The sequence below is a fragment of the Streptomyces violaceoruber genome (assembly GCF_033406955.1).
Lineage (GTDB): Bacteria > Actinomycetota > Actinomycetes > Streptomycetales > Streptomycetaceae > Streptomyces > Streptomyces violaceoruber.
The window spans coordinates 6,329,357-6,353,598 of record NZ_CP137734.1; the positions used below are offsets into that span (position 1 = coordinate 6,329,357).

17 protein-coding genes and 1 tRNA gene are annotated in these 24,242 nt (G+C 71.2%); 7 read left to right on the top strand and 11 right to left on the bottom strand.

Annotation, left to right across the window (positions count from 1 at the left end; translation table 11 throughout):
• The first annotated feature begins 65 nt into the window (after positions 1 to 65).
• The 3 genes from pepN (at position 66) to R2E43_RS28285 (ending at position 5,494) form a co-directional block, all read left to right on the top strand.
• On the top strand, positions 66 to 2,564 hold the full coding sequence (gene pepN, locus R2E43_RS28275; protein WP_332056690.1) for an aminopeptidase N: 2,499 nt from the start codon (positions 66 to 68) through the stop codon (positions 2,562 to 2,564).
• Positions 2,565 to 2,726: 162 nt separating this feature from the next.
• On the top strand, positions 2,727 to 4,085 hold the full coding sequence (locus tag R2E43_RS28280; protein WP_332056691.1) for a pyridoxal phosphate-dependent decarboxylase family protein: 1,359 nt from the start codon (positions 2,727 to 2,729) through the stop codon (positions 4,083 to 4,085).
• Positions 4,082 to 5,494, top strand: a complete 1,413-nt coding sequence (locus tag R2E43_RS28285; RefSeq protein WP_136209411.1) for a lysine N(6)-hydroxylase/L-ornithine N(5)-oxygenase family protein — start codon at positions 4,082 to 4,084, stop codon at positions 5,492 to 5,494. The genes R2E43_RS28280 and R2E43_RS28285 overlap by 4 nt, the downstream gene beginning before the upstream one ends.
• Positions 5,495 to 5,512: 18 nt before the next feature.
• Here the strand turns inward: R2E43_RS28285 and R2E43_RS28290 are convergent, their stop codons facing one another.
• On the bottom strand, positions 5,513 to 7,321 hold the full coding sequence (locus R2E43_RS28290) for a bifunctional metallophosphatase/5'-nucleotidase (protein ID WP_319120441.1): 1,809 nt from the start codon (positions 7,319 to 7,321) through the stop codon (positions 5,513 to 5,515).
• Positions 7,322 to 7,537: 216 nt separating this feature from the next.
• On the opposite strand from R2E43_RS28290, the gene pyk reads away from it, so the two are divergent.
• Positions 7,538 to 8,974, top strand: coding sequence for a pyruvate kinase (pyk, locus tag R2E43_RS28295; protein ID WP_003976802.1), 1,437 nt, complete (start codon positions 7,538 to 7,540; stop codon positions 8,972 to 8,974).
• Positions 8,975 to 9,213: 239 nt separating this feature from the next.
• Here the strand turns inward: pyk and R2E43_RS28300 are convergent.
• Positions 9,214 to 9,286, bottom strand: a tRNA-Leu gene (locus tag R2E43_RS28300).
• A gap of 106 nt (positions 9,287 to 9,392) precedes the next feature.
• Here R2E43_RS28300 and R2E43_RS28305 point away from each other — a divergent pair.
• A complete protein-coding gene (locus tag R2E43_RS28305) occupies positions 9,393 to 10,049 on the top strand; it encodes an ANTAR domain-containing response regulator (protein WP_003976804.1) in 657 nt (218 codons plus the stop codon).
• Positions 10,050 to 10,124: 75 nt separating this feature from the next.
• Here the strand turns inward: R2E43_RS28305 and R2E43_RS28310 are convergent, their stop codons facing one another.
• From R2E43_RS28310 to R2E43_RS28350, 9 genes are all read right to left on the bottom strand, one after another.
• Positions 10,125 to 10,841, bottom strand: coding sequence for an ABC transporter ATP-binding protein (locus tag R2E43_RS28310; protein ID WP_003976805.1), 717 nt, complete (start codon positions 10,839 to 10,841; stop codon positions 10,125 to 10,127).
• Positions 10,838 to 11,767 (bottom strand): ABC transporter ATP-binding protein, encoded by a 930-nt coding sequence (locus R2E43_RS28315; RefSeq protein ID WP_106518451.1) that lies wholly within the window; start codon positions 11,765 to 11,767, stop codon positions 10,838 to 10,840. The genes R2E43_RS28310 and R2E43_RS28315 overlap by 4 nt, the downstream gene beginning before the upstream one ends.
• A 5-nt stretch (positions 11,768 to 11,772) precedes the next feature.
• Positions 11,773 to 13,599 (bottom strand): branched-chain amino acid ABC transporter permease, encoded by a 1,827-nt coding sequence (locus tag R2E43_RS28320; protein ID WP_037666735.1) that lies wholly within the window; start codon positions 13,597 to 13,599, stop codon positions 11,773 to 11,775.
• A gap of 5 nt (positions 13,600 to 13,604) precedes the next feature.
• Entirely contained in the window at positions 13,605 to 14,537 is a 933-nt protein-coding gene (locus R2E43_RS28325) for a branched-chain amino acid ABC transporter permease (RefSeq protein ID WP_003976808.1), read from the bottom strand.
• A 114-nt stretch (positions 14,538 to 14,651) separates the two neighbouring features.
• Positions 14,652 to 15,887 (bottom strand): branched-chain amino acid ABC transporter substrate-binding protein, encoded by a 1,236-nt coding sequence (locus R2E43_RS28330; protein ID WP_003976809.1) that lies wholly within the window; start codon positions 15,885 to 15,887, stop codon positions 14,652 to 14,654.
• A gap of 287 nt (positions 15,888 to 16,174) precedes the next feature.
• Positions 16,175 to 16,771 (bottom strand): Tat pathway signal sequence domain protein, encoded by a 597-nt coding sequence (locus tag R2E43_RS28335; RefSeq protein ID WP_319217354.1) that lies wholly within the window; start codon positions 16,769 to 16,771, stop codon positions 16,175 to 16,177.
• Entirely contained in the window at positions 16,768 to 17,013 is a 246-nt protein-coding gene (locus R2E43_RS28340) for a hypothetical protein (protein ID WP_319217349.1), read from the bottom strand. Before R2E43_RS28340 ends, R2E43_RS28335 begins: the two co-directional genes overlap by 4 nt.
• Positions 17,014 to 17,659: 646 nt before the next feature.
• Positions 17,660 to 18,148 (bottom strand): hotdog fold thioesterase, encoded by a 489-nt coding sequence (locus R2E43_RS28345; RefSeq protein WP_003976812.1) that lies wholly within the window; start codon positions 18,146 to 18,148, stop codon positions 17,660 to 17,662.
• 94 nt (positions 18,149 to 18,242) lie between these two features.
• Positions 18,243 to 20,522, bottom strand: a complete 2,280-nt coding sequence (locus R2E43_RS28350) for an FdhF/YdeP family oxidoreductase (RefSeq protein WP_030866651.1) — start codon at positions 20,520 to 20,522, stop codon at positions 18,243 to 18,245.
• A 256-nt stretch (positions 20,523 to 20,778) separates the two neighbouring features.
• On the opposite strand from R2E43_RS28350, the gene polA reads away from it, so the two are divergent.
• Together polA and R2E43_RS28360 are read left to right on the top strand one after the other, a co-directional pair.
• Positions 20,779 to 23,502 (top strand): DNA polymerase I, encoded by a 2,724-nt coding sequence (polA, locus tag R2E43_RS28355; protein WP_189283750.1) that lies wholly within the window; start codon positions 20,779 to 20,781, stop codon positions 23,500 to 23,502.
• 248 nt (positions 23,503 to 23,750) lie between these two features.
• A complete protein-coding gene (locus R2E43_RS28360; RefSeq protein WP_016325983.1) occupies positions 23,751 to 24,119 on the top strand; it encodes a hypothetical protein in 369 nt (122 codons plus the stop codon).
• Positions 24,120 to 24,242: the final 123 nt, after the last annotated feature.

Consider the following 24,242-nt stretch of genomic DNA (forward strand, 5'->3'; position numbering starts at 1 on the left):
CGGACATACCGCGCGTACCGAACCGCCTCTGTGCCCTGCCCACCGCATCAGGCAGCATGTCGTGCATGTCCGTACTGACGCGCGACGAAGCGCAGACCCGTTCCCGGCTCCTCGACGTCCACCACTACGCGATCGACCTCGATCTGACCCGTGGGGACGAGACCTTCGACTCCCGGACCGTGATCCGGTTCAGCGTCCGCGGCGACACGGCCGGCACGGACACGTTCGTCGAGGTCAAGCCCGCGGAGCTGCGCGCCGTCACCCTGGACGGACAGCCCCTGGACCCGGCCGCGCTCGACGAGAACCGGCTGGCGCTGAAGAACCTCGCACCCGGCGAGCACGAGCTGCGGGTCGACGCCGCCATGCGGTACTCCCGCACCGGCGAGGGCATGCACCGCTTCACCGACCCCAGCGACGGCGAGACCTACGTCTACACCCAGCTGTTCCTGGACGACGTCCAGCGGATCTACGCCGCCTTCGACCAGCCCGACCTCAAGGCCGTCTTCGACGTCGCCGTGACCGCCCCCGAGGGCTGGACCGTCCTCGCCAACGGCGTCACCGAGCACACCGGCGACGGCCGCTGGAAGGCCGCCACCACCCCGCCGATCTCCACCTACCTCGTGGCCGTCGCCGCCGGCCCCTGGCACTCCGTGCGCACCGAGCACCGCGGCCTGCCCTTCGGCATCCACTGCCGCCGCTCGCTCGCCCCGCACCTGGACGCCGACGCCGACGAACTCCTCGACGTCACCCGGGCCTGCTTCGACCGCTACCACGAGAAGTTCGACGAGCCCTACCCCTTCGACTCCTACGACCAGGCGTTCGTCCCCGAGTTCAACGCCGGCGCGATGGAGAACCCCGGCCTGGTCACCTTCCGCGACGAGTTCGTCTTCCGGTCCGCCGTCACCGACACCCAGCGCCAGACCCGCGCCATGGTCATCGCCCACGAGATGGCGCACATGTGGTTCGGCGACCTCGTCACGCTGCGCTGGTGGGACGACATCTGGCTGAACGAGTCCTTCGCCGAGTACATGGGCTACCAGACCACCGCCGAGGCCACCCGCTTCACCGACACCTGGACCGACTTCGGCGTCACCCGCAAGGCCTGGGGCTACGACGCCGACCAGCGCCCCTCCACCCACCCCGTGGCCCCCGAGAACGTCCAGGACACCGCCGCCGCCCTGCTCAACTTCGACGGCATCTCCTACGCCAAGGGCGCCTCCGCTCTGCGCCAGCTCGTCGCCTGGCTCGGCGAGAAGGACTTCCTGGCCGGCATCAACATCCACTTCGAGCGGCACAAGTTCGCCAACGCCTCCCTCGCCGACTTCATCGACTCCCTGGCCGCCGCCACCGACCGCGACGTCCACGCCTGGGCCGACGCCTGGCTGCGCACCACCGGCGTCGACACCCTCGTCCCGAGCGTCACCGGCGACAACGGCAGCCGCACCCTCACCGTCCGGCACACCGGCGAGCGCCCCCACCGCATCGCCGTCGGCCTCTACGACCAGAACCCGGGCCACGAGGGCCGCCTCACCCCGCGCGAGCGCCTCGACCTCGACGTCCCCCAGGCCGACCCCCGGCCCATCGGCAAGCTCCCCGCCCTGGTCGTGCTCAACGACGGCGACCTGAGCTACGCCAAGGTCCGCTTCGACGCCGACTCCTTCCGGACCGTCCGCGAGAGCCTGTCCGGCCTGCCCGACCCGCTCACCCGGGCCGTCGTCTGGAACGCCCTCAGGGACGCCGTCCGCGACGGCGAACTCCCCGCCGCCACCTACCTCGAGATCGCCCGCGCCCACCTCCCGCACGAGAGCGACCTCGCGCTCGTCGACGGCGTCCTCGCCTTCGCCGCCGGCCAGATCGCCGACCGCTACGCCACCCCCGAGCAGCGGCCCGCCGCCCTGAACACCCTCGCCGACCTCTGCCGCGACCTCATCCGCCGCACCGAGGACGGCGACCACCCCGGGCTGCGCCTGATCGCCGTACGGCACCGCATCGCGACGGCCGCCCACCCCGACACCATCGCCGCCTGGCTCGCCGACGGCACCGTGCCCGGCGGACCCGAACTCGACCCCGAGCTGCGCTGGCGCATCCTCACCCGGCTCGCCGTCCTCGGCGCCACCGACGAGGCCGCCATCGCCGCCGAGCTGGCGAACGACCCGAGCGCCACCGGCCAGGAGGGTGCCGCCCGCTGCCGCGCCGCGCTGCCGGACGCCGAGGCCAAGGCCCGCGCCTGGGAGGCCATGTTCGCCTCCGACGACCTCTCCAACTACCTGTTCACCGCCACCGCCCAGGGCTTCTGGCAGCCCGAACAGGCCGAGCTGGTCCGGGACTACGTACCGCGCTACTACACCGAGGCCGTCGCGCTCGCCGCCCGCCGCGGCCCCGCCATGGCCGACGCCGCCGGCCGCTGGGCCTTCCCCGCCCACGCCGTCGACGCCGACACCCTCCGGCTCGGCCGCGAGTGCCTCGCCGACGCCGACCCGATCCCCGCCCTGCGCCGCAAGCTCACCGACCAGCTGGACGACCTGGCGCGCGCCCTGCGGGTACGGGAGGCGCACACGGACTGACCCGGCCGCGGCCGGCCCCCCGCGCCCGGCGGGGCCGGCCGTGCCCCCGGTGGGGAGCCGCCGGGATACCCCTTTCGGGTTGTGATCACTGAGCTGTCCGGGCGTACACGCCCCCGCACGTGGAAGCTGGAACCCCAGCTCCCCGTGCCCGGAGGACAGCTCATGGGCATGCCGCCCCTCGCCTCGGGCCCGCACGGCGCCGACGCCCTGCGGCCCCTGCTCGACACCGTGCTCGACGCCCTGCGCGCCGGCACGGCCGCACGCGGCGGCCCGCTGCCCGCCGGCGGCCCCGGCGCCGTCGCCGCCCGGGTGGCGGACGCGGCCGGCGCCATCCTGCCCGAGAGGGGCGACCCCGAGGCGCTCCGCGTCCTGGTCACCGCGCTGGCCGAGGGCGCCGCCGACCCGGCCCACCCCCTGTGCGCGGCCCACCTGCACACCCCGCCGCTCGCCGTCGCGGCCGCCGCCGACCTCGCCGCGAGCGTCCTCAACCCCTCCCTCGACTCCTGGGACCAGGCACCCGCCGCCTCCGCGCTGGAAACCCTCGTCACCCGCGCCCTGGCCCGGGAGACCGGCGCCGCCGACGCCGTCGTCACCACCGGAGGCACCGAGTCCAACCAGCTCGCCGTCCTGCTCGCCCGCGAGCGGCACGGCGCGGGCCTGCGGCTGGTCCACGGGGCGGGCGCCCACCACTCGCTGCCCCGCGCCGCCTGGCTGCTCGGCCTGCCCGAGCCCGTCGTCGTCCCCGCCCCCGCCGGCACCCTCGACCCCGCCGCCCTGGACGACGCCCTCACCCAGGTCCCCGGCCCGCACCTCGTCGCCGCCACCGCGGGCACCACCGACGCCGGGCTCATCGACCCGCTGCCCGAGATCGCCGACCGCTGCGCCGCCCACGGCGCCCGCCTCCACGTCGACGCCGCCTACGGCGCGGGCCTCCTGTTCAGCGAGCGGCACCGCGCCCGGCTCGCGGGACTGGAGGCCGCCGACACCGTCGCCCTGGACCTGCACAAGCTCGGCTGGCAGCCCATCCCCGCCGGACTCCTCACGGTCACCGACGCCGACGACCTCGGCGCCCTCCACCACCGCGCCGACTACCTCAACGCCGACGACGACACCGACGCGGGCCTGCCCGACCTCCTCGGGCGCTCCCCGCGCACCAGCCGCCGCCCCGACGTCCTGAAGACCGCCGTCACCCTCAAGACCCTGGGGCGCGCCGGACTGGGCGCCCTCGTCGACGCGGTCTGCTCCCTCGCCAGGGAGTTCGCCGATCTGGTCGAGACCCATCCCGGGTTCGAACTGCACGCCCCGCCCACCATCAGCACGGTCCTGTTCCGGCCCGCCGGAGCGGGAGACGACGCCGTGGCCGCCGTACGCCGCGCGCTGCTCACCACCGGCCGCGCCGTACTCGGCCGGGCCCGCGCCGACGGGCGGCTCTGGCTCAAGGCGACCCTCCTGAACCCGCACACCCGCCCAGACGACCTCGCAGCGCTCCTGACGCTCGTGGAAGGACACGTCCCGCGATGAACACCCCGGCACCCCACACCCCCGACGCCCCCCGCGACCTCGTCGGCATCGGCATCGGCCCCTTCAACCTCTCCCTCGCGGCCCTCGCCGACCCCCTCACCGGCCTCGACGCCGTCTTCTACGACCAGCGCCCCGGCTTCCGCTGGCACCCCGGCCTGCTCATCGACGGCGCACGCGTCCAGGTGCCCTTCCTCGCCGACCTGGTCACCCTCGTCGACCCGGCGAGCCCCTGGACCTTCCTCAACCACCTCAGGGCCAGAGAACGCCTCTTCCCGTTCTACTTCGCCGAGCGCTTCCACATCGAGCGCGCCGAGTACGACGCCTACTGCCGCTGGGTCGCCGAGAACCTGCCCGCCCTCCGCTTCCACCACCAGGTCGACGCGGTGCGCTGGAATCCCGAACGCGACCTCTTCGAGGTCGACTACACCCAGCTCGACGCCGGCGGGGAGGCCGAGGCCCTCGGCCGCACCCACACCAGGAACGTCGTCCTCGGCATCGGCACCGAACCACACGTCCCCGACCCGCTCAGACCCCTCGTCGAGGACCCCGCGGTCCCCGTCGTCCACGCCGCCGACTACCTCCGCCACCGCGACACGCTCCTGGCCGCCGGACACGTCACCGTCATCGGCACCGGCCAGTCCGGCGCGGAGGTCTTCCTCGACCTGCTCCGCCACCGCCCCGCCGGACGCGAGCGGCTGTACTGGCTCGGCCGCACCGGCGCCCTCGCGCCCATGGAGTACTCCAAGCTCGGCCTGGAGCACTTCACCCCCGACTACACCCGCTACTTCCACGGCCTGGCCGAACCGGTCCGCGACCGCCTCGTCGCCGCCCAGTGGCAGCTGCACAAGGGCATCGACGCCGACACCACCGCCGCCATCCACGACGAGCTGTACCGGCGCACCCTCGACGGCGGCTGGCCCGACACCACCCTCACCCCCGGCGTCCACGTCCGCACCGCCGGACGCATCGCCGCCACCCAGGTCGAACTCCACCTGGAGCACGAGCAGCAGAAGACCCGCTCGCGCCTCACCACCGACGCCGTCGTCCTCGCCACCGGCCACCGGGAACGCCCGCTGGGCCGCCTCCTCGCCGGGCTCGACCCCTACATGCGGCGCGACAGCTCCGAACGCCCCCGCGTCGACGACCGCCACCGCCTCGTCCTCGACCCCTCCGTCACCGGCTCCGTCTACGTCCAGAACGCCGAGACGCACACCCACGGGGTCGGCACGCCCGACCTGGGCCTCGCCGCCTGGCGCAGCGCGACCATCCTCAACGACCTCACCGGGCGGGAGCCGTACCCGCTGCCCGCCCGCACCGCCTTCACCACCTTCGGCCTGGACGGCGGCCTGCCCCAGATCCCCTCGGCGCGCCACCACCGGGCGCTCACCCCCCTGGTGGACGGGATCTAGGGCCGCCTCGGGCACCGCTCAGAACACGGGCACGCCGTCGCGCGTCAGCGACCAGTCCGCGGACGCGAAGTCCTTCGGGTCCAGCACGCCCTTCGCGGTCGCCCACTCCGCGATCCGGGTGCGGATCTCCGTCGACTCCGACCACAGCTCCTTGGCCGACGCCACGTGCGGGAAGGCGCCGCCGCCGTTGGCCCGGTAGTTGTTCACGGCCAGCACGAACTGCTGGGCGTCGTCCAGCGGGGCACCGCCGTAGGTCAGGTTCTTGATCCGTGAACCGGCGGCCTGCGCCACGTCGATCTCGTACGCCAGCCCCGACACGTAGTCGTAGTTGTAGTCCGGGCGGCCGTTCGCGTTGGTCAGCTTGTCCACGTCCACCGGCGCACCGGAGGCCGTGCGCACGTAGTACTCCGCCGAGTACTCCAGGTACGCCCGCAGCTGCGCGCCCGTCAGCAGCTTCGCGACCAGCGTGTTGTCGTACACGTACAGGCTCGACAGGTCCCGGATCGTCACGTCGCCGGCCGGGATCTCGGAGGTCCGCGAGAAGGGCGACGCCTGTGCGAGGACCGGCAGCGAGGCGTACTCCGTGCCCGCCAGCGCCTCCTTGACCACGTCCTCCTGCACCTTGGTGATCAGGTCGATGATCGGGGCGTCCTTGTACCGCGCCTCGACCGTGGTCAGCGTCTCGGTGGCGGTGCCCACCACCTGGTTGACGTAGGCCACGACCTTCTCGTGCTCGTCCGCCAGCAGCCTCGTGATCCGCGGGTCGTCCTCGACCGCGTTGGAGTTGCGCAGCGACGCCTTCACCGACTCGACGTGCCAGCGGCCCCGCTCGAAGACCAGCTCGAAGTCGAACAGGGTGAGCCGCTCGGCGAAGCACAGCGGCTCCGACAGCACGACCGTCCTCCCGGTCTCCTCGTTGACGACCTTCAGCTCGGCGATCTCCTCGTGCGCGTGCCCGACCAGGATCGCGTCGATGCCCGGCACCTGCCGGGCCACGTTGGCCGCCGCGTTCTCGACGTAGGGGACCTGGTCACCGTAGGAGGACGTGCCCGACGAGCCCGAGTGCGCCGAGACGACCACGACGTCCGCGCCCATCGAACGCAGCTTCGGCACCCATTTGGCCGCCTGCTCCTCCAGACCCGGGAAGGCCAGCTTCCCCTGCACGTACGCCTTGTCCCAGATCGCGATGCCCGGGTTGGTCAGCCCCAGCACCGCCACCTTCACCGGCGGCGCGCCCTTCACCCGGAACGTCCTCATGAAGTACGGCGGGAAGGCGGGCTTCAGCGTCTTGGCGTCCACCGCGTTCGCGCCGAGCAGCGGGAAGTCGCACTGCTCCTCGAACCTGCGCAGCGTCTCGATGCCGTAGTTGAACTCGTGATTGCCGAGCGCCACCGCGTCGTAGCCGATGGCGTTCATCGCCTGGGCCATCGGGTGCACCGGACCGCCCTCGGCGGTGATCGGGTCCACCTTCGCGTAGTAGTACGTCAGCGGGGTGCCCTGGATGGTGTCGCCCGCGTCCACCAGGAGGGTGTTGCGGCGGCCCTTCTCCTCGCGGACCTGGTTGACCAGGGTGGAGATCCGGCCGAGGCCCTGGGCGTTGCCCGCCGCGTCCGTGTACTCGGCGTCCTTGAAGTAGTCCCAGTTGAAGACGTGTCCGTGCAGGTCGGTGGTGCCGAGCACGGTGAGCGCGTACCGCTTGGGCTTGCGGCCGCCCCGGTGCGCGGGGGCCGCGGCCTCGGCCGCCGGAGCAGCCGCCGCGCCGGCGAGGGCGACCCCCGCCCCCGTCACGGCGGACCTGCTCAGGAACTTCCGGCGGTTCAACGGCATGGCTGATTCTCCTCGGTGACCCGTACACACACAGTGGCGACGCGCGTAGATTCTGTCCTGAACATGCCTCCTGTCAAGGGGTGGCGGACCATCCACATGCTCATCGGAGCGGTGGCGCGCACAATTCAACACTTGTCAATAACCCTTTACTCAAAGGTTGTTGAGTGGTCATGCGTGGCCAATTCGCTACCCGGCAGTAAGTCATAGGCTCGACTCATGCGCCGAGCAAAGATCGTCTGCACTCTTGGGCCCGCCACCGACTCGTACGACCAGATCAAGGACCTGGTCGACGCCGGAATGGACATCGCCCGCTTCAATTTCAGCCACGGCACCCACGCCGAACACGAAGAGCGCTACCACCGGGTCCGCAAGGCGTCCGACGAGACCGGCCGCAGCGTCGGTGCCCTCGCCGACCTTCAGGGCCCGAAGATCCGCCTCGGCCACTTCGGTGAAGGGCCCGTACTCCTTGAACGCGGCGACAGCTTCACCATCACCGTCGAGGAGGGCGTCGAGGGCGACCGCCACATCTGCGGCACCACCTACGCGGGCCTGGCCGAGGACGTCACCCCCGGTGAGCGCGTCCTCGTCGACGACGGCAAGGTCTGCCTGGAGGTGACCGGGGTCGACGGGACCCGGGTGCGGACGCGGGTGATCGAGGGCGGCATGGTCTCCGACCACAAGGGCCTCAACCTGCCCGGCGTCGCGGTGTCCGTGCCCGCCCTGTCGAAGAAGGACGAGGACGACCTGCGCTGGGCGCTGCGGGCCGGCTTCGACGTGGTCGCCCTCTCCTTCGTCCGCAGCGGACGCGACATCCTCGACGTGCACCGCATCATGGACGAGGAGGGCCGCCGCCTCCCCGTCATCGCCAAGGTCGAGAAGCCGCAGGCCGTGGAGAACATCGAGGACATCGTCGCGGCCTTCGACGGCATCATGGTCGCCCGGGGCGACCTCGGCGTCGAGATGCCCCTGGAACAGGTGCCGATCGTCCAGAAGCGCGCGGTGAAGCTGGCCAAGCGCAACGCCAAGCCGGTCATCGTCGCCACCCAGATGCTCGACTCGATGATCGACAACGCCCGCCCCACCCGCGCGGAGGCCTCCGACGTCGCCAACGCCGTCATCGACGGCACCGACGCCGTGATGCTCTCCGGCGAGACCAGCGTCGGCAAGCACCCCACCGACACCGTGCGCACGATGGCCCGGATCGTCGAAGCGGCCGAGGAGGACATCCTCGCCAAGGGACTCCCCCCGCTGACCGAACGGAACAAGCCCCGCACCCAGGGCGGTGCGGTCGCCCGCGCCGCCGCCGAGATGGGCGACTTCCTCGGCGCCAAGTTCCTGGTCGCCTTCACCCAGTCCGGCGACACGGTCCGCCGCCTCTCCCGCTACCGCTCGCCCATTCCGCTGCTCGCCTTCACCCCGGAACCGGCGACCCGCTCCCAGCTGAGCCTGACCTGGGGTGTGGAGACCTTCCTCGGTCCGCACGCCGACTCCACGGACGCGATGGTCGACCAGGTGGACGAGCTTCTCACCCGCTACGGACGCTGCGAGAAGGGCGACGTCGTGGTCATCACGGCCGGCTCACCGCCGGGGGTGTCCGGCACGACGAACCTGGTGCGTGTGCACCACATCGGGGAGGACGACATTCCCAAGTGATCAGTACTTGGGGCCGACGTGGGCGTCCATGAGGGCCACGGAGGCTTTACGGGCTACGGAGATGTTGTACGCGTTGCCGTGGCGGGTGCAGCGCGACAGCCTGTGCGCGGACCGAAGGACTGTGCTGTTCCATGAACCCACAGTGAGCCGGTCGTCGCGGTCTCAGGAGCGGTAAGGCCAGGGAACCACGCGAAGGTCATCCTCCACTTATTTGCGGCCCCTTCGAAATGAAGGAAAAGTGCCCCGGGTGGGATTCGAACCCACGCTGTCGGTGGTTTGAGCACCGTGTCTCTACCGCTGGACTACCGAGGCTTCCTGTAAAACAGAGGTTGACGGTCACCCGCCGTGCCCCCACCTTATCGCAGCTAGGTACGCTCTTGTCAGCAGTACCGCCTGCCCCGGAACAAGGAGCGCCCACGTGACCGCCCCCGAGTCGCCCCAGCCCGTAGACGTGCCCGACGACGACCAGTCGCACGTTCCTCCGCTGACGACCCGCGTCGTCATCGCCGAGGACGAGGCGCTCATCCGGCTGGACCTCAAAGAGATGCTGGAGGAGGAGGGGTACTCCGTCGTCGGTGAGGCCGGTGACGGTGAGGAGGCCGTGGAGCTGGCCCGCGAGCACCGGCCCGACCTGGTGATCCTCGACGTGAAGATGCCCAAGATGGACGGCATCTCCGCGGCCGAGAAGATCGCCGAGGAGTCCATCGCGCCGGTGTTGATGCTGACCGCCTTCTCGCAGCGCGACCTGGTGGAGCGGGCCCGGGACGCCGGGGCCATGGCGTACCTCGTGAAGCCGTTCAGCAAGAGCGACGTCGTGCCGGCGATCGAGATGGCCGTCTCGCGGTTCACCGAGCTGAAGGCGCTGGAGAAGGAGGTCGCCGACCTCAGCCTGCGCCTGGAGACCCGCAAGCTGGTGGACCGCGCCAAGTCGGTGCTCCAGACGGAGTACGGGCTGACCGAGCCGGCCGCCTTCCGGTGGATCCAGAAGACCTCCATGGACCGGCGGATGTCGATGCAGCAGGTGGCCGAGGCGGTCATCCAGGACGCCGAGGAGAAGAAGGCGTCCAAGGGCTGAGTCCCCGACGTACGAGCGAGGCCCGCGTTCCCCGGTGTGGGGGCGCGGGCCTCGGCCGTACGGTGCGCGGGGGCGTCAGTCCTCGCCCAGGTAGGCCTTGCGGACCGACTCGTCGTGCAGCAGGTCCTGGCCGCTGCCGGACAGGACGATGTTGCCGACCTCCATGACGTGGCCGTGGTCGGCCAGGGACAGGGCCGCCTGGGCGTTCTGCTCGACGAGCAGGATGGTGGTGCCCTGGGACTTCAGCTCGGCGATCGTCGCCATGATCTTCTGCATCATGATCGGCGACAGGCCCATCGAGGGCTCGTCGAGCATGAGCAGCTTGGGCTGGGACATCAGGGCACGGCCCATGGCGAGCATCTGCTGCTCACCGCCGGACAGGGTGCCCGCGGCCTGCTTGCGGCGTTCACCGAGGATCGGGAAGAGGTCGTAGGCGCGCTGGATGTCCCGGTCGATGCCCGGCCGGTCGCTGCGCAGGAAGGCGCCGAGGCGCAGGTTGTCCTCGATCGTCATGCGCGGGAAGATGTGCCGCCCCTCGGGCGAGTGGGCGAGACCCAGCGAGACGATCTGGTGCGCGGGAACCTTCTTGAGCGACTTGCCGCCGAACCTGATCTGGCCGCCGACCGGCTTCAGCAGCCCCGACAGGGTGCGCAGCGTCGTGGTCTTGCCGGCGCCGTTGGTGCCGATGAGGGTGACCACCTCGCCGGCGTCGACCTTGAAGGAGATGCCCTTGACGGCCTCGATCTTGCCGTAGGCGACGCGGAGGTCCTCGACCTCGAGCAGTGCGGTCATCGGTCGTTCTCCTTGCCGGCCGCGGTGTCCGTGGTGGTGTCGGCCCGGGCGGCTTCGGCCTGCGCGGCTTCGGCGGCCTCCACCTCGGCCGCCTCCGCGGCGCCGGGGTCGTCGGCGAGGGGTTCGCCGAGGTAGGCGGCGACGACGCGTTCGTCGCCCTGCACCGTGGCGCTGTCGCCCTCGACGAGCTTCTCGCCCTGGACGAGTACGGCGACGCGGTCGCAGAGGTTGAAGATGAACCGCATGTCGTGCTCGATGACGAGGACGGCGATGCCCTGGTCCCGGATGGCGAAGACCAACTCCTCGGTGGCCCGCGTCTCCTGGGGGTTCATACCGGCCGTCGGCTCGTCCAGGAGCAGCAGCCCGGGCTCGCTGGCCAGCGCGCGGGCGATCTCCAGCTTGCGCTGCTCGCCGTAGGGCAGGTTACGGGCGAGGTGGTCGGCCTTGGGCGCGAGGCCCACGAACTCCAGCAGTTCCAGGGCGCGTTCCCGGGACGCCCTCTCCGCCCGGTGGAATCCGGGCCCGCGCAGCACGGCCGACCAGAAACCCTCCTTGGTGCGGGTGTGGCGGCCGACGAGCACGTTCTCCAGGACCGTCATGTTGGCGAACAGCCGGATGTTCTGGAAGGTACGGGCGACGCCGGCGGCGGTCACCTTGAAGGACTTGGCCGGCAGGACCTGGCCCTTGTAGCGGACCTCGCCCTCGGTGGGGATGTAGAGACCGGTCAGGCAGTTGAAGAAGGTCGTCTTGCCGGCGCCGTTGGGGCCGATCAGGCCGACGATCTCGCCGCTGTTCACGGTGAGGTCGACGCCGTTCACGGCGGTCAGTCCGCCGAAGCGCATCGTGACACCGCGCGCGTCGAGGATGGTGGTGCCGGGGGCGGGGGCGCCCGGTGCGGTGTCCTTGGTGGTGGTGTCGGTGGTCATGGTGGTCAGGCCCCTGTCTTGCTCAGGACTGCGGGCGCTTCGTCCTCTTCGTGGAACTCCAGCTTGCGTCGCCGGTTGGCGATGAGGCCCTCCGGGCGGAAGCGCATCAGCAGGACGAGCGCGAGCCCGAAGGCGAGGAGCTGGTAGTCGTCGAGGAACTGGAGCTTGTTGGGAATCAGGAAGAGCAGCGCCGCACCGATGAGCGGACCGGCGATGGTGCCCATGCCGCCGAGCACGACCGCGGCGAGCAGGAAGGCCGAGTTGGGCGGCGTGGTGCCGGCGAACAGGTACTGCTCGGGCGTGACGGTGTAGGTGACGTGCGCCTGGACGGTGCCGGCCAGTCCGGCCAGCGAGGCGCCGACGGCGAACGCGATGAGCTTGACGCGGAAGCCGTTGATGCCCATGGCGAGCGCGGCGGTCTCGTCCTCGCGGATGGCGACCCAGGCGCGGCCGATGCGGGAGTCGCCGCTGCGCCGGAAGACGAGGACGACGACGGCCGTGATGATGAGCATCAGCAGGAAGTAGTTGGCGAACCGGCCGAGGGTGAAGCCGCCCATGTCGTGCGAGACACCGAGGTCGAAGCCGAGGATCTTGAGGTCGGGGATGGACGAGATGCCGTTGGAGCCGTTGGTGACGTCCGGCCCCGAGGTGCCGTCCAGGTTGTTGGCGGTGATCCGGAAGATCTCACCGAAGCCGAGGGTCACGATGGCGAGGTAGTCGCCGCGCAGCCGCAGCGTGGGCGCGCCGATCAGGACGCCGAACACCAGGGAGGCGGCCGCGCCGACCAGGACCGCGGCCCAGAAGGGCAGGTGCAGGTCGAAGGGCGAGCTGGGGGAGCCGGAGACCATGGAGGCGGCGTAGGCGCCGACCCCGAGGAAGGCCACGTAGCCGAGGTCGAGCAGGCCGGCGAGGCCGACGACGATGTTCAGGCCGAGCGCCACGGTGGCGAAGATCAGGATGTAGACGCCGAGGGTGGCGTACTGGTCGTCCGACTGCGTGAAGGGGAAGCAGGCCGCCGCGATGAAGCCGCCGCAGACGGTGATGTTCTGGTGCCGTGCGGTGATCTCGGTGACGTGGACGATCAGCCCGGACCGGTGGAGGGCGGTGAAGCCGAAACCGGCGACGATCAGGAAGCCGATGAACAGCTCGTCGTACTCGGTGCCGATGCCGTAGGTGAAGACCAGCAGGGCCACGGCGAGGGTCGCGACGATGACGAGGATCTCGACGTAGGAGGGGAGCGCACGCAGGGGCCGCGGCTCTTTGGAGGCGAAGGCCGCCCGGACGGTCTGCCAGTTCTGCGAGCTGGTGTGCTTGAACTGGTCCCAGCCGGTGTCGTCGGGGTCGAACGGGTCGGGCTCGGGGCGCTCGAAGGGCAGCGCGAGGGCGCCCAGGAACGCGACGAGGGTGACGGCCGCGGCGATGTAGCCGCCGGGTTCGAGGTTGACGACGCCGCCGAGCTTGGTGCTGATCGCGATGATCGTGTACCAGGTGGTGGCGAAGGCGGCGAGGGCGGCGAACTTGAGCGCGGCGTCGGCGCCGGCGGGTGCGAGCCAGCCGAGTCCCTTGACGCCGTACGACGCGAGGCCGAACAGGGCGGTGAGGGCGCCGGCGATCAGCACCAGGACCTGGAGGCCGCCGGGGTAGCCGTAGACGGTGAGGTCGCCGGGGAACTCGGCGGTCCAGGTCCAGGCGAGGAAGGTGGAGACGACGGTCAGGACGCCGCCGCCGGTGGCGAGGGCACGGCCGAGGCCGGCGGGTATGCCGATGAGGCCGGAGGCGTCGCCCGGTGCGGGGGCGCCGGTCTTCTTCGGCGCGGTGGTCTGTGTGGTCATCGGTGTCACGCCCTGTCCGCAACGCGTTCGCCGAGCAGGCCCTGTGGCCTGAACAACAGCACGAGGATGAGGAGGATGAAGGCCCAGACGTCCGCCCAGGACTGGCTGCCGAACTTGTCCAGGCCGGGGATGTCGGCGATGTAGGCGGTGGCCAGGGTCTCGGCGACGCCGAGGACGACACCGCCGATCATGGCGCCGTAGATGTTGCCGATGCCGCCGAGGACCGCCGCCGTGAAGGCCTTGAGACCGAGGATGAAGCCCATCTTGAACTCGATCTGGCCGTACCTGAGGCCGTAGGCGACGCCTCCGACGGCGGCGAAGACGGCGCCGAGCGCGAAGGCGATCACGATGATGCGGTCCGTGTTGACGCCCATCAGCTTGGCGGTGTCCGGGTCCTGGGCGGTGGCCTGCATACCCCGTCCGGTGCGGGTGCGCATCACGAAGAAGCCGAGGATGGCCATGCTCACCGGGGCGACGACGAACAGGAAGATGTCGCCGGTCTGGAGGGTGACGTTGCCGATGTGGAAGGGCCCGCCGTCGATCTGCGGGAAGGGCCGCGCGGACTTCGCGTCCGGGTACCAGGCCCACACCGCCTGCTGCAGGGCGAGGGAGAGGCCGATCGCGGTGATGAGGGGCGCGAGCCGGGGTGCGCCGCGCAGGGGGCGATAGGCGAACCGTTCCGCCCCGACGGCGACGGTGGTGGAGACGATCACCGCGCCGATGAGCATCAGGGGCAGGGCGATCAGCATGGAGGTGCCGTCGGGCAGGATGTACATGTAGACCGTGAGTGCGCCGAAGGCACCGGTCATGAAGATCTCGCCGTGGGCGAAGTTGATGAGCTGGACGATGCCGTAGACCATTGTGTAGCCGATGGCGACGAGCCCGTACATGGATCCCAGTAGCAGGCCGTTGACCAGCTGCTGCGGCAGTTCGTTCACCGCATGTCCTCCGAGACATTCGGACGTTCGACGGATGGTGTGGCCGGATGCGAGTCCGCGCGGGGCGCCAGTGGAACAGCGCCCCGCGCGGCTCGTGGGCAGTGGTGCGGTCGGTCAGCCGGTGTAGGTACCGGACTTGACGTCGTTGAAGGCCCCGTTCTCGACGGAGTAGACGGTGAGCTGCTTGTTGGTCGCGTCACCGAACTCGTCGAAGGAGACCTTGCCGGTCACACCGTCGAAGGAGACGTTCTGCATGGCCTCGGTGACCTTGGCGCGGGCGTCGTCGGGAAGCTTCCCGCCGTTGTCCTCGACGACCTTCTTGACGGCCTCGATGATCGCCCAGGCGGAGTCGTAGGAGTAGCCGCCGTAGGCCGCGTAGTCCTCCTTGTAACCCTCCGTCTTGTAGTCGGCCACGAACTTCTTGGCCGACGGGAGCTCCTCGACGGGCGCGCCGACGGAGGTGGCGAGGTCGCCGTTGGCGGCGGCGCCGGCCAGCTTGATGAAGGTGTCGTCCTTGATTCCGTCGCCGCCGACCAGCGGAATCTTGGCGCCGGCCTCCTTGATCTGCTTGCTCAGCGGGCCGGCCTGCGGGTATTCACCGCCGTAGTAGACGACGTCGGCGCCGGAGTTCTTCACCTTGGTGGCGACCGAGGAGAAGTCCTTGGTGTCCGGGTTGATGTGCTCGGTGCCGACCACCTGGCCGCCGAGCTTCTTGAACTCGTCGGTGAAGGTGCCGGCGAGGCCCGCGCCGTAGGTCTTCTTGTCGTCGATGACGAAGACCTTCTTCTTCTTGGCGTCGTTGTAGACGTACTGCGCGGCGAACGGGCCCTGGATGGCGTCCGTGGTCGCGGTGCGGAAGTACGACTTGTACTGGCGGACCTTCTTGTTGCGCCAGTCCGGGCCCTGGGTGAGGGAGGGGCCGGTGTTGGCCGGGGAGACCTCGACCAGCTTGGCGGTGTCGAAGACCTTCTGCATGGACTCGCCGACCGACGAGTTCAGCGGGCCGACGACGCCGAGGACGTCCTTGTTGGCGACGAAGCTGCTGGCGTTCTGCTGGCCGACGGAGGGCTGGCCCTGGTCGTCGAGCGCCTCGACCTTGAAGGTGACGCCCTCGACGGTCTTGTTCTTGTTGGCCGTCTTGGCCGCGAGGTCCGCCGAGTTCTTGATGCCGAGGCCGAGCGCGGACAGGTCGCCGGTCAGCGGGGCGTCGACACCGATGACGACGGTGGTGCCACCGCCGCCGTTGCCGGAGTCCGAGCCGCCGTCGTCGTCGCGCGAGCCGCAGGCGGTGAGGGTGAGCGCTCCCGCCGCCAGAGCGGCGGTGATGGCGATGAGCGAACGTTGACGCACGATCAGTCCTTTCCCTGGCACGGCCGCTTCCCCGTGGAGGCGGTCGAGTCGAGCGCGGGGCCGAAATGACAATCCGACGGCGCGGTGACTGGCCGTGACTCTAAGCGTGTGTGGGGAAGGTGGAGGAGGGTCTGACTGAGGCTGTGACTCTCTTGTTATGACACCGGGTATTGCAGAGCGGTACTGGCTGGGAAGAAGGGCTGAATTCAGGCCGATTCGCCCTGTCCGCATACTGAGAACCCGCAGGACGGACCGGTCCGGTTCAGGCGTCTGGGACGTTTTGGTGATTACCTCGAATCGTTGCTGCAGGCGACCTCAAGGGCCCGGGAGAGGTCCTGCGCATAGCGCGACCCCAGGATGAAACTGTGGGCTTCTATTGCGCGCACATTACGCAGTGTTACATCCAGGAAAGGGAGTCCGGGATTCCGGGGCGCTTTTTCACATTCCGTCACCCGTAGCGTGACAACGATCTTGCGGGCGGAATGTGAATTTGTCTGGAAAGGTGCCGCGGGGGAGGTGGTCACCGACAGGCCGTCGTAGGGCTGGGTCAGCCGCGTCACGGTGACGGGCGGCCCGCTGCGCACGCTCAGCAGCACCGTGAAGCTGTAGCCGGCGGCCCGGGTCGAGGGCGAGCCGGTCACGGGGGCCACGTAGACCAGGTCGACCGCCTGGGACGGGTAGGGCGGCGGGGGAGCGGGGCGCGGCTGCGGCCGGCTGGTGTACAGGTAGCCGCCGCCCGACAGGACGACGAGGGCGGCGGCGGAGGCCAGGACGGTCCGGCGGTGGCGGTCGTAGCGCAGGGCCAGGGGGCTGCGCGGACGGGGCTGCGGGACATCCCGGACGTGGGTGTCCTCGCCCGGCTCGACCGGTCCGACGCCGCTCATCGCTGCCACGGGCCGACGCTCGGACCGCCGTCGCGGTACCCCTCGGCACACGTCCGGCGCACCTGGCGGTCGGTCAACTCCCCTGCGGCGCGGGCACCTTGCTCCCGCTTCGCGACCCGTGCCGCGGCCACGACCTCCCGCAGGATGTCGTACTGCCGGTTGGACAGCCCCATCGACTGATAGTCGCCGTAGGGCACGCCGCCGTCCAGTATCTCGCGCGCCCAGTATCCGACGGCGCTCACGCACAACTCGGCGCCCGACAAGGGGAGCGGAGGCCCGGACGACGCGCCCGACGGGGGCGGCGGAGAAACGCTGGGCGCGGTACCGGCAGAACCGCCGGTCGGGTCGTCGGGGCCGCCGCCGCACCCGGCGGAGGAGACGCCGATCAGCAGCGCCAGGGTCAGGGTCCGGGCCAGGGACCGGGCCGGATGGGGAGGCGGGGCCGCGGAAGCGCGTACGCCCGCTCCGGGCACGGCCCGCCCCCGCACGACACGGTGCCGAACCGCCGCCGCCCCCGGCCGAGGGCCCCCTCCCCGTCCCATGCCCCGACGCTAGAGCGCCCGGCGGCAGGGGGCAATGCCCGGGACTGGGCGGGGCGGGGGCGGGGCGGGGGTGGAGGGCGCCTCGCGTCGGCGTGCCGGACCCCGCGTCTTCGCCGTGATCAAGCCCGGTCGGCATTGACGACGCTCGTGATCAGCACACCTAGGGGGTGTCGTTTGGATCTTGCCGGGGTCGCGGGGTCTGGTACGCACATCTGCGGCGTTGTCGTCGGTTGCCAGGGCTCCGCCCTGTCGCCCTCCTCCGCCTTGCCGCTGCGCGCACCAGACCCCGCTCGGGTCGGCCACAAGGCACCGTCGGCCGCGGCCCGCCTGATCCAAACGACACGCCCTAGCCCGCCGCGGCCGCCCGGACTCCGTCGCCGGGGTTCACGTCCCGCAGCAGGCAGGTCAGCCGGGCGGTGCACACCCGGCGGTCCTGCTCGTCGCTGATCACGACCTCGTACGTCGCCGTCGACCGGCCGCGGTGCACCGGCGTCGCCACCCCGGTGACCAGACCGGAGCGGACCCCGCGGTGATGGGTGCAGTTCAGGTCGACCCCGACGGCGATCTTGGCGGCGCCCCCGTGCAGCATCGAGCCGACCGACCCGAGCGTCTCGGCCAGCACGGCCGAGGCGCCCCCGTGCAGCAGTCCGTACGGCTGGGTGTTGCCCTCCACCGGCATCGTGCCGACGACCCGGTCGGCGGAGGCCTCGACGATCTGGACGCCCATGCGCGTGCCCAGATGTCCGGCGGAGAACAGCGCGGGCAGGTCGACACCGAGCGCGGCGTACTCGTCGATGACCTCCTGCGGGAACTGCACCTGCTGCCGCTCGCCCATGGGCCGGCTCCGTTTCGTCGATCCGTCTGCGTGTCCGCCGGCCGGGCGCACGCTCGGAGGCGTCGGCCGGCCGGCCGCTTCGCTGAGCAAACGCTCAGTCGGTCGCCGATTGTTCCAGACGGACCACCACGGACTTGCTGGCCGGGGTGTTGCTGGTGTCCGCGGTGGCATCCAGCGGCACCAGCACGTTGGTCTCCGGGTAGTACGCCGCCGCGCAGCCCCGGGCCGTCGGGTAGTGCACGACGCGGAAGCCGGGCGCCCGCCGCTCCACCCCGTCCCGCCACTCGCTCACCAGGTCGACGTACGAGCCGTCCTCGACGCCCAGCCTCCGGGCGTCCTCCGGGTTGACCAGGACGACGCGGCGGCCGTTCCTGATCCCCCGGTAACGGTCGTCCAGGCCGTAGATCGTGGTGTTGTACTGGTCGTGCGACCGCAGCGTCTGCAGCAGCAGCCGCCCCTCGGGCAGCTCGGGGAACTCGACCGGAGCGGCGGTGAAGTTGGCCTTCCCGGTGGCCGTCGGGAAGCGGCGCTCGTCGCGCGGGGCGTGCGGCAGCGCGAAGCCCCCGGGGTGCGCCACGCGCGCGTTGAAGTCCTCGAAGCCCGGCACGACACGCCCGATGCGGTCGCGGATCGTCGCGTAGTCCTTCTCGAACTCCTCCCACGGCGTGCGGCTCTCCTCGCCCAGCACCCGCCGCGCCAGCCGGCACACGATCGCGGGCTCGGACAGCAACTGCCCGCTCGCGGGCTCCAGACGGCCGCGCGAGGCGTGCACCATGCCCATGGAGTCCTCGACGGTCACGAACTGCTCGCCGCCGCCCTGGAGATCACGCTCCGTGCGGCCCAGCGTCGGCAGGATCAGCGCCCGCGCGCCCGTGACCGCGTGCGAGCGGTTCAGCTTCGTCGACACGTGCACGGTGAGCCGGGCCCGGCGCATCGCCGCCTCGGTGACCTCCGTGTCGGGGGAGGCGGAGACGAAGTTGCCGCCCATGGCGAAGAAGACCTTCGCCTCGCCGTCGCGCAGCGCGCGGATGGCCCGTACGACGTCGTAGCCGTGCTCGCGCGGCGGGGCGAAGCCGAACTCCTTCTCCAGGGCGTCCAGGAAGGCGGGCGCGGGCCGCTCGAAGATGCCCATCGTGCGGTCGCCCTGCACGTTGGAGTGGCCGCGCACCGGGCACACGCCCGCCCCCGGGCGGCCGATGTTGCCGCGCAGCAGCAGGAAGTTCACGACCTCGCGGATCGTGGGAACCGAGTGCTTGTGCTGGGTCAGACCCATCGCCCAGCACACGATGGTGCGCTCCGAGTCGAGCACCATGCGCAGTGCCTCTTCGATCTCCGCGCGCGTGAGACCCGTCGCCGCGAGCGTGTCGTCCCAGTCGGCGGCGCGGGCGGCCGCCGCGAACTCCTCGTAGCCGTGGGTGTGTTCCTCGACGAAGGCCTCGTCGACCGCGCCCTGAGTCTCGAGGATCAGCTTGTTGAGGAGCCGGAACAGCGCCTGGTCGCCGCCGAGGCGGATCTGCAGGAACAGGTCGGTCAGGGAGGCGCCCGCGGTGAGACCCTTGGGGGTCTGCGGGTTCTTGAAGCGCTCCAGACCCGCCTCGGGCAGCGGATTGACGCTGATGATCCGCGCGCCGTTCGCCTTCGCCTTCTCCAGGGCCGAGAGCATTCGCGGGTGGTTGGTGCCCGGGTTCTGGCCCGCCACGATGATCAGGTCCGACTTGTAGAGGTCCTCCAGCAGGACGCTGCCCTTGCCGACGCCGATGGTCTCGGACAGGGCCGAGCCGGACGACTCGTGACACATGTTGGAGCAGTCCGGCAGGTTGTTGGTGCCGAGCTCGCGCGCGAAGAGCTGGTAGAGGAACGCCGCCTCGTTGCTGGTGCGCCCCGAGGTGTAGAAGACCGCCTCGTCGGCCGACTCCAGCGCGGCGATCTCCTCCGCGACGATGCCGAAGGCGCGCTCCCAGGTGACCGGTTCGTAGTGCGCGCCGCCCTCCGGCAGGTACACCGGGTGCGTCAGCCGGCCCTGCTGGCCCAGCCAGTAGCCGCTGCGGGTCGCGAGGTCGGCGACGGAGTGCGCCGCGAAGAACTCGGGGGTGACCCGGCGCAGGGTGGCCTCCTCGGCCACGGCCTTCGCGCCGTTCTCGCAGAACTCCGCCTTGTGCCGGTGGTCCCCCTCCGGCCAGGCGCAGCCCGGACAGTCGAAGCCGTCCTTCTGATTGACGCGCAGGAGCGTCAGCGCCGTCCGCCGCACCCCCATCTGCCGCTGCGCGACCCGCAGGGTGTGGCCGATGGCCGGGATACCCGCCGCCGCGTGCTGGGGCTCCGAGACCTGCGGCGCGTCCTGAACCGGATCACCCTTGGGCGGCTTGGTGGCCATCGCGCGCTCCTTTGCGTACACGTGTGAAGTACGTCTCCGATCCTCGCACGCGCCACCGACGGCGAGGTCGTGCGGGGAAGGGCGGATCTGCCGGCGCCGGGTGGGGTCCTGGCCTCAAGGGGCACGGGGCTCTGCTCGATCTGCGGCTCCGCCGCGTGGGCGCGACCAGCCACGACGCACCCGCACCCCAGAACCGCGCCCGTGCCACAGGCGCACCCGGCACCGACTGTCAGTGGCACGTGGCAGGATCGGTGTCGTGGCGAAGACAGCATCGAAGAAGACCGACAGCACCTCCGGCGGCCGACCGCGGCTGATGCTCATGGACGGGCACTCGCTGGCGTACCGCGCGTTCTTCGCGCTGCCCGCGGAGAACTTCACGACCGCGACGGGCCAGCCGACCAACGCGATCTACGGGTTCGCGTCGATGCTGGCCAACACCCTGCGTGACGAGGCGCCCACGCACTTCGCGGTGGCGTTCGACGTCTCCCGCAAGACCTGGCGCTCCGAGGAGTTCACCGAGTACAAGGCGAACCGCTCCAAGACCCCGGACGAGTTCAAGGGGCAGGTGGAGCTGATCGGTGAGCTGCTCGACTCCATGCACGTGCCCCGGTTCGCCGTCGAGGGCTTCGAGGCGGACGACGTCATCGCCACCCTCGCCACCGAGGCCGAGGCCGAGGGCTTCGACGTCCTGATCGTCACCGGCGACCGGGACTCCTTCCAGCTGGTCAGCGAGCACACCACGGTCCTCTATCCGACCAAGGGCGTCTCCGAGCTGACCCGCTTCACCCCGGAGAAGGTCTTCGAGAAGTACGGGCTCACCCCCGCCCAGTACCCCGACTTCGCGGCGCTGCGCGGCGACCCGTCCGACAACCTGCCGGGCATCCCGGGCGTCGGCGAGAAGACCGCCGCGAAGTGGATCAACCAGTTCGGATCGTTCGCGGAGCTGGTCGAGCGCGTCGACGAGGTCAAGGGCAAGGCCGGGCAGAACCTGCGCGACCACCTGGAGTCCGTGAAGCTCAACCGTCGGCTCACCGAGCTGGAGCGGCGGGTCGAGCTGCCGAGGACCGTCACCGACCTGGAGCGTACGGCGTACGACCGCAAGGGCGTCGCGGTGATCCTGGACACCCTGGAGATCCGCAATCCTTCGCTGCGCGAGCGGCTCTACGCCGTCGACCCGGGCGCCGAGGAGGCCGAGGCCACCCCGGTGGTCGCGGACGGCGTGGAGCTGGACGGCACCGTGCTGGGCACGGGCGAGCTGGCCGGCTGGCTCGCCGAGCACGGTGCGCAGCCGCTCGGCGTGGCCACCGTCGACACCTGGGCCCTGGGCACCGGATCGGTGACCGAGGTCGCGCTCGCCGCGTCCGACGGGAAGGCCGCCTGGTTCGACCCGACGGAGCTCGACGAGGCCGACGAGACGGCGTTCCGCTCCTGGCTCTCCGACCCGGACCGGCCGAAGGTCTTCCACAACGCCAAGGGCGCGATGCGCGTCCTCGCCGAGCACGGCTGGAGCGTCGCCGGGGTGGGCATGGACACCGCCCTGGCCGCCTACCTGGTCAAGCCGGGCCGGCGCTCCTTCGACCTGGACGCGCTGTCCCTGGAGTACCTGCACCGCGAGCTTGCCCCCGCCGCCGCGGCCGACGGACAGCTCGCCTTCGGCGCGGACGAGGGCGCCGAGGCCGAGGTGCTGATGGTGCAGGCCCGCGCCATCCTCGACCTGGGCGAGACCTTCGAGAGCCGCCTGGCCGACGTCGGCGCCGCCGACCTGCTGCGCGACATGGAGCTGCCCACGTCCGCGCTGCTCGCCCGCATGGAGCGGCACGGCATCGCGGCCGACCGGGAGCACCTCCAGGCCATGGAGCAGATGTTCGCGGGCGCCGTCCAGCAGGCGGTCAAGGAGGCCCACGCGGCGGCCGGACGCGAGTTCAACCTGGGCTCGCCCAAGCAGCTCCAGGAAGTCCTCTTCGGCGAGCTGAACCTGCCGAAGACCAAGAAGACCAAGACCGGCTACACCACCGACGCCGACGCCCTGTCCTGGCTCGCCGCCCAGACGGACAACGAGCTGCCGGTGATCATGCTCCGCCACCGCGAGCAGGCCAAGCTGCGCGTCACGGTGGAGGGCCTGATCAAGACGATCGCCGCGGACGGCCGCATCCACACCACGTTCAACCAGACGGTCGCCGCGACCGGCCGCCTCTCGTCCACGGACCCGAACCTGCAGAACATCCCGGTCCGCACCGACGAGGGCCGCGCCATCCGCCGCGGCTTCGTGGTCGGCGAGGGATTCGAGTCCCTGATGACGGCCGACTACAGCCAGATCGAGCTGCGCGTGATGGCCCACCTCTCCGAGGACGCGGGCCTGACCGAGGCGTTCACGTCCGGCGAGGACCTGCACACCACCGCCGCCGCCCAGGTCTTCTCCGTCGAGCAGTCGGCCGTGGACGCGGAGATGCGCCGCAAGATCAAGGCCATGTCCTACGGACTCGCGTACGGGCTCTCCGCCTTCGGCCTCTCCCAGCAGCTGAACATCGAGGCGGCCGAGGCACGCGGCCTGATGGACGCCTACTTCGAGCGCTTCGGCGGCGTTCGCGACTATCTGCGCCGGGTCGTCGACGAGGCACGGGCCACGGGATACACGGCGACCCTCTTCGGCCGCCGCCGCTACCTCCCCGACCTCAACAGCGACAACCGCCAGCGCCGCGAGGCGGCCGAGCGGATGGCCCTGAACGCGCCGATCCAGGGCACGGCGGCCGACATCGTCAAGATCGCCATGCTCAACGTGGACAAGGCGCTGCGCGAGGCCGACCTCAAGTCCCGCATGCTCCTCCAGGTCCACGACGAAATCGTCCTGGAGATCGCTCCGGGCGAGCGGGCCGCGGCGGAGGAGCTGGTCCGCCGCGAAATGGCCAACGCGGTGCAGCTCAGGGTCCCCCTGGGCGTCTCCGTGGGCGCGGGCCCGGACTGGGAATCGGCAGCGCACTAGCCTCGCCCCCCGCCGCCGCTGCGGGCAGTCGTGCCCGCCGGGGCGGCACGGGCGGGCGGTGGGGTTGCCTCCCAGGCCGTTCAGGCACTGGGGGAGGCACCTCGCAACGCCGGGCCCGCACCGCCCCGCCGCCCAGCCGGTCGGTGCCGGGCGGTGCGGCGCCGGGGGACCCCCCGCTCCGCCCGCCCCGTCACTCCGGTGGCCCCCGAGGAAACGCCCCCGCCCCGGTCTCCCGTGAGGATGCGGGCATGGGTATACGCATGCTCCACCACCGGACGACACCGGCACGGGCACGCACCGACGGACCCGCCCGCGTGCCACTCCTCCCGGTCCCGGTCTGCGCACCGGGCGCAAGTACCGGCCGCATCCCCGCCACCGTCACGACGGTCCTGCACCGCACCGCGACGGACCTGCGCCGCAGGCTCGTCCACCGGGCCCCCGCGACCGCCGCCCCGCAGGGAACACCCGCCTGGCAGCTCTGGGCCGACCTGGCCCGCGGTTACCTCGCGCTGGCCCTCGCCCTGCTGCCGCGGCCCCGGCCCGCCCACACCTTCACCGTGTTCGTCGCGCCCACCGACACCCCCGGCACCCGACCCGGCGGCCCGGCTCCGTACTGACGCCGGCCCCGTACCGACGCCGGCCCCGGACGGCACGCCTGCCGGACGACCGAGGGCGAACGACAACAGAACTCCTCATATGGCCAAGTGGTGAATGTCGGGCAGGAACGGGTGCCCGTGCAA